The organism is Rhodococcus sp. NBC_00294 (assembly GCF_036163995.1).
In the GTDB taxonomy this organism is placed as follows: domain Bacteria; phylum Actinomycetota; class Actinomycetes; order Mycobacteriales; family Mycobacteriaceae; genus Rhodococcoides.
On sequence record NZ_CP108043.1, the window covers coordinates 3,457,073 to 3,471,285 of the forward strand.

The window sequence follows — 14,213 nt, forward strand, 5'->3', positions numbered from 1 at the left end:
CCTGGTGCCTTCTGATCGAGGGGGTACTGCCGGGCCGAGCGGAGTGGAGAGCGGACCGTGCCGGTCCACCACGGCGGGTACGTCGCCGCGCACCGGCGGACGCGGAACCGTGCGGAGTCCACGCGCCCACAACCCGATCCCCTGACGCCGGATGCGCGCGGTGACCACGTGCGGGGCGAGGGGGGCTCGTGCGAGAACGCCCAGGACGCGGCCCGTCGTCGCGGAGCGTCCGGTGCCGGACATGACCGCGACGAACGGGGGGTGCCCGTCCCGGAGCAGCGTGATCGACAGGGCGAGGGAGCCATCGGGCTCCGGGAGCCGCATCGCATACTCCCCGCTGACGTCGTTGAACGGCGAGACGTAGAACTCCTTGGACGTGCGCGCCGCCCCGCGCGCGTCCGTGTCCAGCAGGTAGCGGTGACGTTCGCCGTAGGTGTTGTGCACCTCGGCGACCACGTGCTCGACGTTGTCGGCGCCATCGTGCAGCCAGTAGACCGTCAGGGGGTTGAAGACGTACCCGAGAACACGAGCGTTGGTCAGCATCGTGATCCGCCCCGCGACGGGTACCCGGCCGTGTGCCCGGAGGAAGTCGTCGAGATTGGCCCGCAGCGTCGCCGACGGATCGCCCACGTGGTCGGCGGCGTCGATCTTCGCGAACGGCGCGAGCGGGCCGGGCAGCGACGGGAGTGCGTCGATGTCGACGAACCACGAGTAGCTGCGATACGTGAACTCGTTCTCGATCGGCTCGCGCCGCACGTGCCTGATGGAGGTCTCGTAGATCATGGCGGTGCGAGTACCGGCCGCGGCGCGGGTGTCGACGGCGGTCATGCCCAGACCCCGCCGAGACGTTCCGCCGCGCGCAGGCCCGAGGCCGCACCGTCCTCGTGGAAGCCCCACCCGTGGTAGGCGCCCGCGAAGGCGACCAGGTCGGTGTCGAGCTCCCCGAGTCGCGCCTGCGCGGCGACCGACTCGGACGTGTAGAGGGGATGCTCGTACCGCATCGTCTCGAGCACGGCGGACGGGTCGAGTGCGGCACCCTCGGCCGCGGGATCGTCCTCGTCGCCCAATGTCACGAGGTACCGGGAGCCGGTGTCGGGCAGCCGCTGCAGCCGTGACATGTCATAGGTGACCACCACTCCGCCCGGCGCCGCATCGCACGCCGGCATGCGGTAGTTCCACGAGGCGCGGGCACGCCGCAGACGCGGGAGCACGCTCTCGTCGGTGTGGAGCCGAGCCACGTTGGGCGAGTACGGCATGGCACCGAGAACGAGGTGCTCCGTCGAGGTGGGCTCGGCGAGCATCTTCAGCGCCTGCTGGGGATGCGTCGCGACGACGACGGCATCGACCGTCTCCGTGTGCCCGGAGGCGTCCTCGATCTCGACCGACCGGTCGCCCCGACGGATGGCGGCCACCGGTGTGCCCGAACGGATGTCGGCGATCGTCTCGGCGACACGCTCGACGTAGCGGGCGGATCCACCGGTCACGGTGCGCCAGGTCGGCGAACCTCCGACGCCGAGCATCCCGTGATGCTCGAGGAACGAGAAGAGGTACCGGGCCGGGTAGTCCAGGGCCCGTGACGGCTCGCACGACCACACGGCGGACACGAGGGGCGTCATGAAGTGCGATTCGAAGTACTGCGAGAACTCGTGCCGGGCAAGCACATCGGCGACCGTCGCATCGTCGTCGCCGGACGCGAGCAGCGCACGGGCGACACGGTGGAAGCGGGTGACCTCGAGCAGCATCCGCAGGTAGCGACCGCGGACCACGCTGCCGGGGCCGGGGATCAGCCCGGAGAGGCCCTGCCCACCCGAGTACTCGAGCCCGCATCCGTCGCAGCGGATCGACATGCTCATGTCCGATTCCTGTGTCGGAATGTCCAATTCGCGAAACAGTCGCTGCAGTGTCGGGTATGTCCGGTCGTTGTGGACGATGAAGCCCGTGTCCACGGGCAGATCACCCTGCGGGGTGGACACGACGTGGGTGTCCGCGTGACCGCCGAGACGGCCGTCGGCCTCGTACAGCGTGACGCGAGCAGTCTTCGACAGCACATACGCTGCCGTGAGGCCGGCGACGCCGGCGCCGACCACGGCGATGCGCCGGTCGGTGTGAGCATCGTGAGCCATGTGTCTTCTCCCTACGTGATGCGATCGGCCGGCCGCTGTGCGTCGGACCGCTCGCAGTGTCACTCGGGTTTCGTAGACGACACCTCGCGCGATTGGTCGACGACGAACTCCCGTACCCGCCGCGACCATGTCCGCGGTGATCGAAGCATGAAGTGACCCGCTCCCGCCATCGGAACGAACGAGGCGTCGACACCGCGCGCGGCGGCGCGTTCGGTCGCGGCGCGGGACGCGACGGGGTCGGTCCACCGGTCGACGGTGCCGTGCAGGACCAACAGGCGCTGATCGGCGCGCAGGGTGTCGGTCTCCCTGCCATCGGGCCACCACGGCGCCAGCGCGACGAGAGCCACCACGTCGGGGTGTCCCGCGATCGCTGCTGCCGTGCGACCGCCCATGGAGTGACCGAGCACGGTGATGGGAGTCCCCGGTCCGTACGTGTCGCGGATCTGCTCGCACGCCCACCACGCGTCCGCGACGGGACTGCGGTCGGCGCCGTTCCAGCCGCGGTACCGGTACTGCAACTGGGTCACCGCGACCGATGGCCCCGTCGCGCGCCGGAGCATGCGCGTGAAGGGGACCATGCGCAGGGCCGACAGCTGCCACGGACGGGCACGGTCGTGGCTGGTCACCTTGCCGCCGTGCAGAACCAGCACCGCGGAGTCTGCGGGCCCGGACCGGAGCCCGTGCAGAGTCGGGGCCGCGACGTCGTCAACAATCATGGTTCTTGATTCGGGGCGCTCCGGCCGCTGGATGCCTGGCAGTGGCGAACGTCGCGCCCTCACTGCCGGACGTCAGGGGGGGGTGACACGACGACGGCCGGACACCTGATGGTGTCCGGCCGTTCGGTGGAGCTGCCGGGAATCGAACCCGGGTCCTGTGTCGGTTTGCCAGGGCTTCTCCGTGCGCAGTCTGCTAAGCCTCTACTCGGATCTCCAGATCTCGCAGACAAGCCTGGATGACGATCCCAGCCACTGTTTGATGTCCCACATCACTCCGTGACCGAGTGACCAGGTGAGCCCTCTAGCTGATGCCAGTACCCGACCCGAGGGCAAGATCGGACTGACAGACACGCAGTCGCTACTTAGGCAGCGAGTGCGTAGTCGCGCTGATTGGAATCGGCGCTTATATTTTTGCGATGACGCTTGCGGTGGTCTCTCGCCTGCACCGGCACGCTTCCCCTGACTAGACGCACACAGTCGAAACCGTTCAGCCCCTTTCCTCCGCTGTGGCGAAGTCTCGTTCCACCGGTCTTCCCGGTGGACACGTCAGTCTAACGTCATCCGACGCGGGTTTCATCCCGTTTGTCACCGGTGTCGGCCGCGCGTTCGGCCTTGCCCGTGATGTTCTCGAGCATTCCGCGGAAGATCACACCGTGGAACGGCATGATGGCGAACCAGTACAGCCGTCCGCCCAGCCCCCGCGGGAAGAAGATCGCGCGCTGCTCGTAGCGGGAGCGGGTCCCGCCGTCGCGCGGAAGGACGCGCAGTTCCAGCCAGGCACCGCCCGGCGCCTTCATCTCGGCGCGCAGACGCAACAGCGACCCGCGCTCGATCTCCTCGACGCGCCACCAGTCGAGCGCCTCGCCGTTGACCAACCGACGTGGATCCCGACGGCCGCGCTTGAGTCCCACGCCCCCGACGATCTTGTCCATCCAGCCGCGGATGACCCAGGCAGCGGGGAACGAGTACCACCCGTTCTCACCACCGATGCCCTCGACGACGTCCCACAGCAGTTCCGGTGGCGCGTTGCAGTCCTGCGCACGTTCGTCGACGTACACCACCTCGCCGGCCCAGTCCGGGTCCGACGGCAGCGGATCGGAGGGGGCGCCGGCATCGGTCGCGTTGGACCACGTGGTCTCCACCTCCCCGTCCTCGATGCGCCGCAGCGCGAGGTGCACGGAATCGGCGAATGTGGTCAATCCACCCTCCGGCGGAGGGACGACCGTGTCGATGTCCTGTTCGTGGGCGATGGCGTCGTACTGCAGTGACTCGATGAGGGGCATGGCCAGTCCGCGTGGGATCGGCGTGACCAACCCGATCCAGTGACCGGCGAGTCGGGGAGTCAGCACCGGCAACACCAGCATGCGACGCTTGCGCAGACCCGCCACACTCGCGTACTCGTTCATCATCTCGCCGTACTGCAGGACGTCCGGCCCACCGATGTCCCAGGTACGGGACGTCTCGAACGGAGCGGTCGCCGACTCGATCAGGTAGTGCAGCACGTCGCGGACGGCGATCGGCTGGATCTGGTTGTGCACCCACTTGGGGGTCGTCATGACGGGCAGTCGATTGGTGAGGTGCCGGATCATCTCGAACGACGCGGATCCGGAGCCGATGACGACACCCGCCTGCAGCACCACGGTGAAGACGCCGGACTCGATGAGGATCCGGCCCACCTCGGCACGAGATTCGAGGTGCGGGGACAACGCGCCGGTCACCGGGTGGAGGCCGCCGAGATACACGATGCGCTGCACCCCGGCGGCCTTCGCCGCTTCGGCCACGTTCTCCGCACTCCGACGCTCCGCCTCGGCGAAGTGGTCGGATCCCCCCATGGAGTGGACGAGGTAGTAGACGACGTCGACGTCCCGGAACGCGTCGTCCAGCGACTCGCGATCACTCAGATCGCCCTGCACCACCTCGACGTCCGCAGCCCACGGCACGTCGCGAAGCTTCTGAGGCGACCGGGCGAGGACGCGAACCCGGTAGCCGGCCTCCGTCAGTCGCGGGGCGAGTCGACCGCCGATGTAGCCCGTCGCTCCGGTGACCACGACACGGGCGCCTGCTTCGGTGTTCATGCACTCCATTCGTAGCAGAGGAGCACCTCGAGTGTGGCGCCCACCCGGAGCGAAGCTACCGCCAGGTGGTCAGGCACCCGCGGTGATCAGCCCGACCGCGCCCAGGGCGATGACCATGCCGACGATCTGCACCGTGGCCACCCGCTCCCCCAGCATCACCATGGCCAGCAGCACGGTCGCGGCGGGATACAGCGAGGCGATCACGCTGACGAGGGACAGCAGCCCACCCTGGAAGGCATAGAGCAACGCGGCGTTGGCGGCGACGTCCAGAAGAGCGATCCAGGCGGCCAGCTTCAGAACGCCGCCACGGGGGAACGAGAACATGCCGGTGCCGAGGGCGACCGCCCACACGAGGGCGGTGGCGGTGACCCGGTTTGCCAGCAACGGCCACAGACCCGCGTCGTCCTCCCCGGCCCGGTCGAGAAAGATGAACGTCAACGCGAATGCCAGACCGGAACCGACGGTCAGCCATGCCACCCGGGGCGTGAATCGCAGAGTCCGTCCGCCGGCCACGTCACCTGCGGCGTCGTCGGGTGATTCCTTGCTGACCATGAGCACAGCCACCAGCGCCAGCGCGATGCCGATGTATGCCAGGACGCCGGGTCGCTCGCCCAGGACCAGCCCGACGCCGACCGGTACACCGGCCACCAGAACGGCCGTGATCGGCGACACGACAGCCATCGGCCCGGCGGCGAGTGCCAGGTAGAACCACCACACGGCGACACCGCCGGCCAGTCCGGACAACGCACCCCACACCACGGACGACGCGGTGAGAGTGCCTCCGACGAACGGCATCACCGCCGCCACGACGAGTACCGAGACCGGGTACGAGACGATCACCACGCGCAGCGCGGCGACGCGTCGGGACGCGACTCCTCCGACGAAGTCGCTGACGCCGTACCCGAGCGCCGCGATCAGCGCGAGGACGATCGCGGTCAGCGCATTCCCTTTATGCGACGACCGAGTTCACGGGTGACCTCGCGTTCCGCCGTTCGGCGAGCCAGGTCCTGACGCTTGTCGTAGTCCTGCTTGCCCTTCGCCAGGGCCAGCTCGACCTTCACCTTGCCCTCGTTGAAGTACATGGAGAGCGGTACCAGCGTCATGTTGCCCTCACGCGTCTTGCCGATGAGGGCCTCGATCTCCCGCTTGTGCAGCAGGAGCTTGCGGTTGCGCCGCGGCGCGTGGTTGGTCCAGCTTCCCGCCATGTACTCGGGAATGTGCAGGCCGCGCAGCCACACCTCGCCGTCGTCGACCGTGGCGAAGGCATCGGCCAGCGACGCCTTCCCGTCACGCAGGCTCTTGACCTCGGTGCCGACGAGGGCGACTCCGGCCTCGTAGACGTCGAGGATCGTGTAGTTGTGTCGCGCTTTGCGATTGGTCGCAATCGCCTTGCGACCTTTCTCCTTCACAGCTGGAACTCCTTCGGGCGCGGGTGGACGTGACTTCTGACAACCATAAGGACTCCGTCCACCCGTTTGTTCCGGGTGCCGGGCGCGCTACTGCCGGACGTACAGGCGCAGGGTGATGTAGGAGGTGATCGTGGCCATGCCGACGCCGACCAGAAGCAGGATCGGCGAGACCAACAGGACGTCGCTCGTCGTCACCCGAGCCAGGATGTTGGCCTGGTACAGGTCGTCCAGCACCGAGTCGATGAACGCCGCCTTGGCGGTGAACAGTCCGGCGATGGCGAGCACCGCACCCACCAGCGATGCCGCGATGGCCTCGAGCAGGAAGGGCAGCTGCGTGTACCACCGCGTGGCGCCGACCAGGCGCATGATGCCCACCTCGGTCCGACGGGTGAACGCGGCGATCTGCACCATGTTGGCGATCAGCAGGACCGCCGCGACGGCCTGGACCACAGCCACCGCGAACGCGGCGTTGCGGACGCCCGCGAGGACACTGAACAGCCGGTCGACCAGTTCGCGTTGGTTGAGCACGCTCTGCACACCCGGCCGCGCCCCGAACTCGTCGTTGATCACGCCGAACCGCTCGGGATCGCTGAGCTTCACCTTGAACGACGCGGGGAAGCTCTCGGGTGACACCAGGGACGCCAGCTCCGGCTGATCCTTGAAGACGCGATCGGTGGCGTCGGCGACGGCGTCCTCCCGGTTGAGGTACTGCACCGACACCACGGACGGCGTCGATTCGAGGTCCGTGCGGAGGCCGGCGCAGATGCCCGAGGTGCAGTCCGGGTCGGTGGTCGAGATGTCGTCGGTCAGGAAGATCTGGACCTCGACGCGATCCAGGAAGATCTGTTGCGTCTTCCCCGCCATCTGCACGACCAGCAGGCCACCACCGAACAGACCGAGGGAGATGGCGGTGGTCAGCACCATCGCGATGGTCATCGTGATGTTGCGGCGCAGTCCGGTGAGAACTTCGCCGAGAAGGAAACTAGCGCGCACGGTTCACACACTTTCTTCGAGAGGTCGTTGCGCCGAGGCGCGAGCAGGGGACGGAGCCGAGAGCGGGATCTAACGACCCACGCCGTACACCCCTCGTGCCTCGTCGCGGACCACCCGGCCGTTGTCGAGCTCGACGACGCGGCGACGCATCGAGTCGACGATGTGGTTGTCATGAGTGGCCATGAGGATGGTGGTGCCCGTGCGGTTGATGCGCTCGAGCAACAACATGATGTCCTGGCTGGTGTCGGGGTCCAGGTTGCCGGTGGGCTCGTCCGCGAGCAGCACGAGCGGCCGGTTCACGAAGGCGCGGGCCACGGCGACTCGCTGCTGCTCACCGCCGGACAGCTCGGACGGGAGACGATCCGCCTTGCCGGACAGGCCGACCAGCTCGAGCACCTCCGGCACCGTCCGCTCGATCACCCCGCGCGGCTTGCCGATCACCTCGAGGGCGAACGCGACGTTCTCCGACACCGACTTGTTCTGCAGCAGGCGGAAGTCCTGGAAGACGCATCCCATGCTCTGCCGCAGCTTCGGCACGCGCCGCCCGGCGAGCTTGTTCACGTGGAAGTCCGCCACCGTGATGTCGCCCGAGGTCGGCATCTCCTCGCGCAGGAGCAGGCGCATGAAGGTCGACTTGCCCGAGCCCGACGGCCCGATGAGGAAGACGAACTCGCCCTTCTCCACCTTCACCGACACCTTGTCCAGCGCGGGTCGAGTCGAGGACTTGTAGGACTTCGAGACGTTCTCCACGCTGATCACGGGTCGCCAGTGTAGCCGCGCGTCCCGACGGTGCCGCTACAGCGACGCGCGGGTCAGTTCGTTCCGCTCGGCAACGGCAGACCGGGGATGGTCGGCAGCTGGAACCCGGGCGCGCGTGTCGTCGTGCCGGTGGTGGTCGTGGGCGCCGGCGCGGTCGTCGTGACACCGTCCTGCGGCGAGGCCGGATCGGTCGTGGTCGGCACGGGCGTCGTGGTCGACCGGAACGTGGTGGTCGTCGGGGCGTAGGTCTCCGCCGGGGGCGGCGCCTCGGACGACGACGGTGCGGGCGGGACGTACACCGGCGAGTTCTCGTTGAGGGTCGGGTCGAAGCGCACGTTGTTCCACAGCACCAGTACTGCCAGGAAGGCGAGCACCATCACCACGGTGGTCGTGCGGAAACGGCCGAGGATGCGCGCCGGTATGCGCGACATCCACCCGGGGCGGAACGTCGATCGCGGAGCGTCCGGGTGCTCGGTCGCCGGGCTCTCGGGTTCGTTCGAGGTCACTGTTCGCCTCCCACGGGACGGTCGGCGGAGAGTTCGGGCGAGACGGTGATGCCGTCGTTACGCAGTGTCAGAGCGATGCGCGCGCGGAGCTCGCGTCCCACCTCGAACTGCTTTCCCGGCAGGGTGCGGGCGACGAGGCGCAGGTTGACCTGGTCCACCTCGATGCTCTCGACACCCATGACGGTGGGCTCGTCGAGCAGCAACTCGGTGAGCCGACCGTCGCGGTAGGCCTCCTCGCCCACCGACTTCAGCAGCTCGGTGACGCGCGAGAGATCCGCGGACGGCGGCACCGGCACGTCGATGACCGCGCGCGCCCAGTCCTTCGACAGGTTGACCGCCTTGACGATCTGCCCGTTGGGCACGGTGATCACCTCGCCCTCGGCCGACCGCACCCGCGTGACGCGCAGCGTCACGTCCTCGACGGTGCCGATCGCGTCGCCCGCGGTGCCGGTGATCGCGAGCTGGACCACGTCGCCGTACCCGTACTGACGCTCGGTGATGATGAAGAACCCGGACAGGATGTCCTGGACGATGCGCTGGGCACCGAAACCGAGCGCGGCACCGAGCACGGTCGCCGGAGCCACGAGGCTGGTGATCGGGAAGCCGAGGCGCTGCAGGACCCGGATGGCGACCAGCACGTAGATGAGTGCCACGACCACCCAGGTGACGACCTGCGCCACCGAGTGGCGGTGTTTCGCCGCCTCGGTGCGCACGAGCGCGTCGGTCTGCTGGTAGGTCCGGTCGATGCGGCCGGTGATCTTGCCGCCGGCCCACCCCACCGCCCGCGCTGCGAGCATGCCGCCGAGGATCCACAGGATCATCTCGAGGAAGTTGTTCTGGAGCCAGAAGACGAAATCGGGAGGCAGTGGCCAGAAGGCGCTCACCTGTTACTCCTGCTCTGCACGCATACGCCAGCGGATGCCCGACTCGATGAAGCCGTCGATGTCACCGTCGAGCACCGAGGACGGGTTGTTGACCTCGTACTCGGTCCGGAGATCCTTCACCATCTGGTACGGGTGCAGGACGTACGAGCGCATCTGGTTACCCCAGGAGCTGCCGCCGTCGCCCTTGAGGGCATCCATCTCGGCGCGCTCCTCCTTGCGCTTGACCTCGAGCAGCTTGGCCTGCAGCACGCGCATGGCGGACACCTTGTTCTGCAGCTGCGACTTCTCGTTCTGGCAGGTGACGACGATGCCGGTCGGAATGTGGGTAAGCCGCACGGCGGAGTCGGTGGTGTTGACGGACTGACCACCCGGCCCCGACGAGCGGTACACGTCGACACGGATGTCGTTCTCGGGGATCTCGATGTGATCGGTGGTCTCGACGACCGGCAGCACCTCGACCTCGGCGAAGGACGTCTGGCGGCGACCCTGGTTGTCGAAGGGGCTGATGCGCACGAGACGATGCGTGCCCTGCTCGATCGACAGAGTTCCGTAACTGTAGGGCGCCTTCACCGCGAAGGTGGCGCTCTTGATGCCGGCCTCCTCGGCGTACGAGGTGTCGTAGACCTCCACGCCGTACCCGTGCTTCTCGGCCCAGCGGATGTACATGCGCATCAGCATCTCGGCCCAGTCCGCGGCGTCGATCCCGCCGGCGCCGGAGCGGATGTTGACCAGCGCGTCACGCTTGTCGTACTCACCCGACAGCAGGGTCCGCACCTCGAGCAGCTCTACGTCGGTGTGCAGGGAGACGCGCTCGGCGTCCGCCTCCGCGAGCGCCTCGGCGGCGGCCTCGCCCTCTTCCGCCTCGGCGAGTTCGTACAGCACCGGAAGATCGTCGAGCCGCTGGCGCAGCGCCTCGACCCGCCGCAACTCGGTCTGCGCGTGCGACAACGCGCTGGTCACCTGCTGGGCGTGGTCCTGGTCGTTCCACAGCTCGGGGTCGGCAGCCTGGTGTTCGAGCTCGTCGATCCGGCGACGGAGTTCCTCGATGTCGAGCACCGACTCCACGGTCTTGAGGGTGGTGTCGAGTTCGGCGATGTCAGCGGATACGTCAGGATGCACGCGCCCGAGGTTACCGGCAACGACCGACGGGCCCGCACCGCAGTAACGTCCTGTGCCGTGACCGACCTCGCCGACGATCTCACCCTCGCCCTCCGTCTCGCGGACGCGGCCGACGCCATCACCACGGCGCGATTCCTGGCCGTGGACCTGCGCATCGAGGACAAGCCGGATCTCACCCCCGTCTCGGACGCGGATCTGGCCGTCGAGACCGAGATCCGGCGGCTGCTCGGCGAGGTCCGACCGGGCGATGCGGTGTTGGGCGAGGAGTTCGGCGGCGACGCCGTCCTCTCCGGGCGTCAGTGGGTGCTCGATCCCATCGACGGCACCAAGAGCTTCGTCCGCGGTGTGCCGATCTGGGCGACGCTGGTCGCGCTGCTCTCCGACGGCGTGCCGGTCGTGGGAGTGGTCAGCGCTCCCGCTCTCGCGCGGCGATGGTGGGCGGCCGACGGGCTGGGAGCGTTCGCACGCTTCGGTGCCGGCGAGCCGCGACGGTTGTCGGTGTCGTCGGTGGCGTCTCCGTCTTCGGCGAGCCTGGGATTCTCCAGCCTCAGCGGGTGGAGGGACGCCGGTCTGCGAGAGAACTTCCTGGATCTGACCGACGAGGTGTGGCGCGTCCGCGGCTACGGCGACTTCCTCTCGTACTGCCTGGTCGCCGAAGGATCGATCGATGTGGCCGCCGAGCCCGAAGTATCACTGTGGGACCTGGCTCCGCTCGACGTGCTGGTACGGGAGGCGGGCGGCCGTTTCACCGCTCTCGACGGTGCGGCGGGGCCGCACGGAGGCAGTGCGGTGGCGTCGAACGCGCTTCTGCACGACGCCGTCCTCGGGCGCCTGACGCGCCGACCTTACTCGACGGTAGACACCGAACTTACCGACGAGTAAGATAGGTCTCGTCCACGACCGAACACCGAGAACAGCTGGGTGATCATGACGAAGAACGACAGCGCCCCCACGACCAAGACCGATGCGTCTCGGCGCCCGGTGCGCGACACGTCAGCGGTCGGTCTCAACCCGATCCGACGCGACGCCATCGGAACCGCGATGCGCGTGCTCACCAAGCTCTCCGGCTCCGACCTGGCCGAGAAGTACAACCTGCGCCAGACGATCGACCGTGTCACGTACGAGAGCACGAAGACCGGCTTCAAGACGCTCGGTGCCGCCACCCGGACCTTTTCCAAGGTGTCCGGCGGAGGCAAGCCCGAGCGTCTGCCCGAGTCCTCCACCAAGGGACTCGACTACTTCGACCTGACTCCCGACGACGAGCAGAAGATGATCGTCGAGACGGTGCTCGAGTTCGCCGAGGAGATCATGCGCCCGGCAGCGCACGACGCCGACGAGGCCGCGGCATCGCCGGACGACCTCGTCGCTCGCGCCGCCGAACTGGGCATCACCCTCATCAACGTCCCCGAGAACCTCGAGGGCGCGGCCAGTGAGCGCGGCGCCGTCACCAACGCCCTCGTCGCCGAGGCGCTCGCGTACGGGGACATGGGCCTGGCCCTGCCGATCCTCGCCCCCAGCGGCGTGGCGGTGGCGCTCACGCAGTGGGGCACCGAGACTCAGCAGAAGACGTACCTGCCGTCCTTCACGGGTGAGAAGGTGCCCAGTGCAGCTCTCGTCGTGAACGAGCCGCGCGCGCTCTTCGACCCGTTCGCGCTGCAGACCAAGGCGGTCCGCTCCCCCAGCGGCTACAAGCTCACGGGCGTCAAGAGCCTCGTGCCGTCGGCCGCCGCCTGCGAGCTGTTCATCGTCGCCGCCGAACTCGACGGCCGTCCCGCTCTCTTCATCGTCGAGTCGGACAGCGCCGGGTTGAGTGTCGAGGCGGACCCCAGCATGGGCTTGCGTGCAGCGGGCATCGGCCGACTGCATCTCGACGGCGTCGCCGTACCCGAGGCCAACCTGCTGGGCGACGGCGACGCCGACGCCCACGTGTCCGACTACACCGACGCCATCCGGCTCGCGCGTCTCGGCTGGGCGTCCATGGCCGCCGGCACGTCGAAGGCCGTCCTGGACTACGTGGTCCCCTACGTCAACGACCGCACCGCGTTCGGCGAGCCGATCAGCAACCGTCAGGCCGTCGCCTTCATGGTGGCCAACATCGCGATCGAGCTCGACGGTCTGCGCCTGGTCATCCAGCGTGGAGCGTCCCGTGCGGAGCAGGGACTGTCCTTCGCACGCGAGGCCTCGCTCGCCCGTCGACTCGCGACGGACAAGGGCATGCAGATCGGCCTCGACGGTGTCCAGCTTCTCGGCGGACACGGTTTCACCAAGGAGCACCCGGTCGAGCGCTGGTACCGCGATCTCCGCGCCGTCGGCGTTGCCGAGGGCATCGTCCTGATCTGATCCGACACCCCACCTTTCGATTGGAACTCTCATGATCAATCTCGAACTTCCTCGCAAGCTCAGGGCGTCGGCCAACCAGGCTCACCAGGTCGCGGCCGAGATCATGCGCCCCGTGTCGCGCAAGTACGACCTGGCGGAGCACGCCTACCCGGTCGAGCTCGACACCATGGCCGCCATGATCGAGGGCATGAGCGACGCCGGCGGTGAGATCGGCGGCGCCAAGGGCGGCCGTGAGGCCAAGGGCGACGCTCCGAAGCCGAGCAAGACCGCAAATGCCAACGGCGGCAACATGTCCGCTCTGGTCAACGTCATCGAGACCTGCTGGGGCGACGTGGGTCTGACCCTGTCCATCCCGTACCAGGGCCTCGGCAACTCCGCCATCGCCGCCGTCGCCACCGACGAGCAGCTCGAGCGCTTCGGCAAGGTGTGGGCCTCGATGGCCATCACCGAGCCCTCGTTCGGTTCCGACTCGGCCGCCGTGAGCACCACCGCGGTACTCGACGGTGACGAGTGGGTCCTCAACGGCGAGAAGATCTACGTCACGGCCGGCGAGCGCTCCACGCACATCGTCGTGTGGGCCACCGTCGACAAGACCAAGGGCCGCGCCGCGATCAAGTCCTTCGTCGTCCCGCGGGACGCGCCGGGCCTGTCCGTCGCACGCCTCGAGCACAAGCTGGGCATCAAGGCGTCCGACACCGCAGCCCTGCTCCTCGACAACTGCCGCATCCCGAAGGACAACCTCCTGGGTTCCCCGGACGTCGACACGGACAAGGGCTTCGCCGGCGTCATGCAGACGTTCGACAACACCCGTCCTCTGGTCGCCGGCATGGCCATCGGAGTCGCCCGTGCAGCGCTCGAGGAGCTCCGGTCGATCCTGACCGACGCCGGAGTGGTCATCGATTACGACGCTGCCACCTACAGCCAGTCGGCCGCTGCTGCGGAGTACATCCGGCTCGAGGCCGACTGGGAGGCTGCTTACCTGCTCGCTCTCCGCGCTGCGTGGATGGCGGACAACAAGGAGCCCAACTCGCTGCAGGCGTCGATGTCCAAGGCGAAGGCAGGCCGTAGCGCCACCGACATCACACTCAAGGCGGTGGAACTGGCCGGCACGCTCGGCTTCTCCGAGCACCTGCTGCTCGAGAAGTGGTCACGCGACTCGAAGATCCTCGACATCTTCGAGGGCACCCAGCAGATCCAGCAGCTGATCGTGGCTCGCCGCGTGCTCGGGAAGACGTCCGCCGAGCTGAAGTGACGCTCACGCGACCCTGAGAAAGGCCCGGCACGTGTGC

The 14,213-nt window shown here is 68.1% G+C and carries 13 protein-coding genes, 1 other RNA gene and 1 pseudogene; 3 read left to right on the top strand and 12 right to left on the bottom strand.

What is annotated here, in order from left to right; all coding sequences use genetic code 11:
- Positions 1–156: 156 nt before the first annotated feature.
- The 12 genes and pseudogenes from OHB23_RS16145 to prfB all read right to left on the bottom strand — a co-directional run.
- Positions 157–828, bottom strand: a pseudogene (locus OHB23_RS16145) (DUF1365 domain-containing protein); the annotation flags it as partial.
- Entirely contained in the window at positions 825–2,123 is a 1,299-nt protein-coding gene (locus tag OHB23_RS16150; protein WP_328809893.1) for an NAD(P)/FAD-dependent oxidoreductase, read from the bottom strand. The gene OHB23_RS16150 and the pseudogene OHB23_RS16145, both read right to left, overlap by 4 nt.
- A 59-nt stretch (positions 2,124–2,182) precedes the next feature.
- On the bottom strand, positions 2,183–2,839 hold the full coding sequence (locus OHB23_RS16155; protein WP_328809894.1) for an alpha/beta hydrolase: 657 nt from the start codon (positions 2,837–2,839) through the stop codon (positions 2,183–2,185).
- A 124-nt stretch (positions 2,840–2,963) separates the two neighbouring features.
- Positions 2,964–3,334: a transfer-messenger RNA gene (gene ssrA / locus OHB23_RS16160) on the bottom strand.
- A gap of 62 nt (positions 3,335–3,396) precedes the next feature.
- Entirely contained in the window at positions 3,397–4,914 is a 1,518-nt protein-coding gene (locus OHB23_RS16165) for an SDR family oxidoreductase (RefSeq protein WP_051613594.1), read from the bottom strand.
- Between the two features lie 69 nt (positions 4,915–4,983).
- Positions 4,984–5,853: a DMT family transporter gene (locus OHB23_RS16170; protein WP_328811662.1), complete on the bottom strand. Its 870-nt coding sequence runs from the start codon at positions 5,851–5,853 to the stop codon at positions 4,984–4,986.
- The gene (gene smpB, locus OHB23_RS16175; RefSeq protein WP_328809895.1) at positions 5,850–6,323 is read right to left on the bottom strand and encodes an SsrA-binding protein SmpB; all 474 of its coding nucleotides are present in this window, start codon (positions 6,321–6,323) and stop codon (positions 5,850–5,852) included. Before smpB ends, OHB23_RS16170 begins: the two co-directional genes overlap by 4 nt.
- An 87-nt stretch (positions 6,324–6,410) precedes the next feature.
- Entirely contained in the window at positions 6,411–7,316 is a 906-nt protein-coding gene (gene ftsX / locus OHB23_RS16180; RefSeq protein ID WP_027506812.1) for a permease-like cell division protein FtsX, read from the bottom strand.
- A 69-nt stretch (positions 7,317–7,385) separates the two neighbouring features.
- Positions 7,386–8,075, bottom strand: a complete 690-nt coding sequence (gene ftsE, locus OHB23_RS16185) for a cell division ATP-binding protein FtsE (RefSeq protein WP_027506813.1) — start codon at positions 8,073–8,075, stop codon at positions 7,386–7,388.
- A gap of 53 nt (positions 8,076–8,128) precedes the next feature.
- The gene (locus OHB23_RS16190) at positions 8,129–8,581 is read right to left on the bottom strand and encodes a hypothetical protein (protein ID WP_222650444.1); all 453 of its coding nucleotides are present in this window, start codon (positions 8,579–8,581) and stop codon (positions 8,129–8,131) included.
- The gene (locus OHB23_RS16195) at positions 8,578–9,402 is read right to left on the bottom strand and encodes a mechanosensitive ion channel family protein (protein WP_081821432.1); all 825 of its coding nucleotides are present in this window, start codon (positions 9,400–9,402) and stop codon (positions 8,578–8,580) included. The genes OHB23_RS16190 and OHB23_RS16195 overlap by 4 nt, the downstream gene beginning before the upstream one ends.
- Before the next feature lie 66 nt (positions 9,403–9,468).
- A complete protein-coding gene (prfB, locus tag OHB23_RS16200) occupies positions 9,469–10,584 on the bottom strand; it encodes a peptide chain release factor 2 (protein ID WP_027506816.1) in 1,116 nt (371 codons plus the stop codon).
- A gap of 57 nt (positions 10,585–10,641) precedes the next feature.
- Between prfB and OHB23_RS16205 the strand changes: the two genes are divergently transcribed.
- From OHB23_RS16205 to OHB23_RS16215, 3 genes are read left to right on the top strand one after another with little or no spacing between them, the layout of a single operon-like run.
- Positions 10,642–11,466, top strand: coding sequence for an inositol monophosphatase family protein (locus tag OHB23_RS16205; protein WP_328809896.1), 825 nt, complete (start codon positions 10,642–10,644; stop codon positions 11,464–11,466).
- A 39-nt stretch (positions 11,467–11,505) separates the two neighbouring features.
- A complete protein-coding gene (locus tag OHB23_RS16210; RefSeq protein ID WP_027506817.1) occupies positions 11,506–12,924 on the top strand; it encodes an acyl-CoA dehydrogenase family protein in 1,419 nt (472 codons plus the stop codon).
- Between the two features lie 31 nt (positions 12,925–12,955).
- Entirely contained in the window at positions 12,956–14,176 is a 1,221-nt protein-coding gene (locus OHB23_RS16215; protein WP_056447862.1) for an acyl-CoA dehydrogenase family protein, read from the top strand.
- Positions 14,177–14,213: the final 37 nt, after the last annotated feature.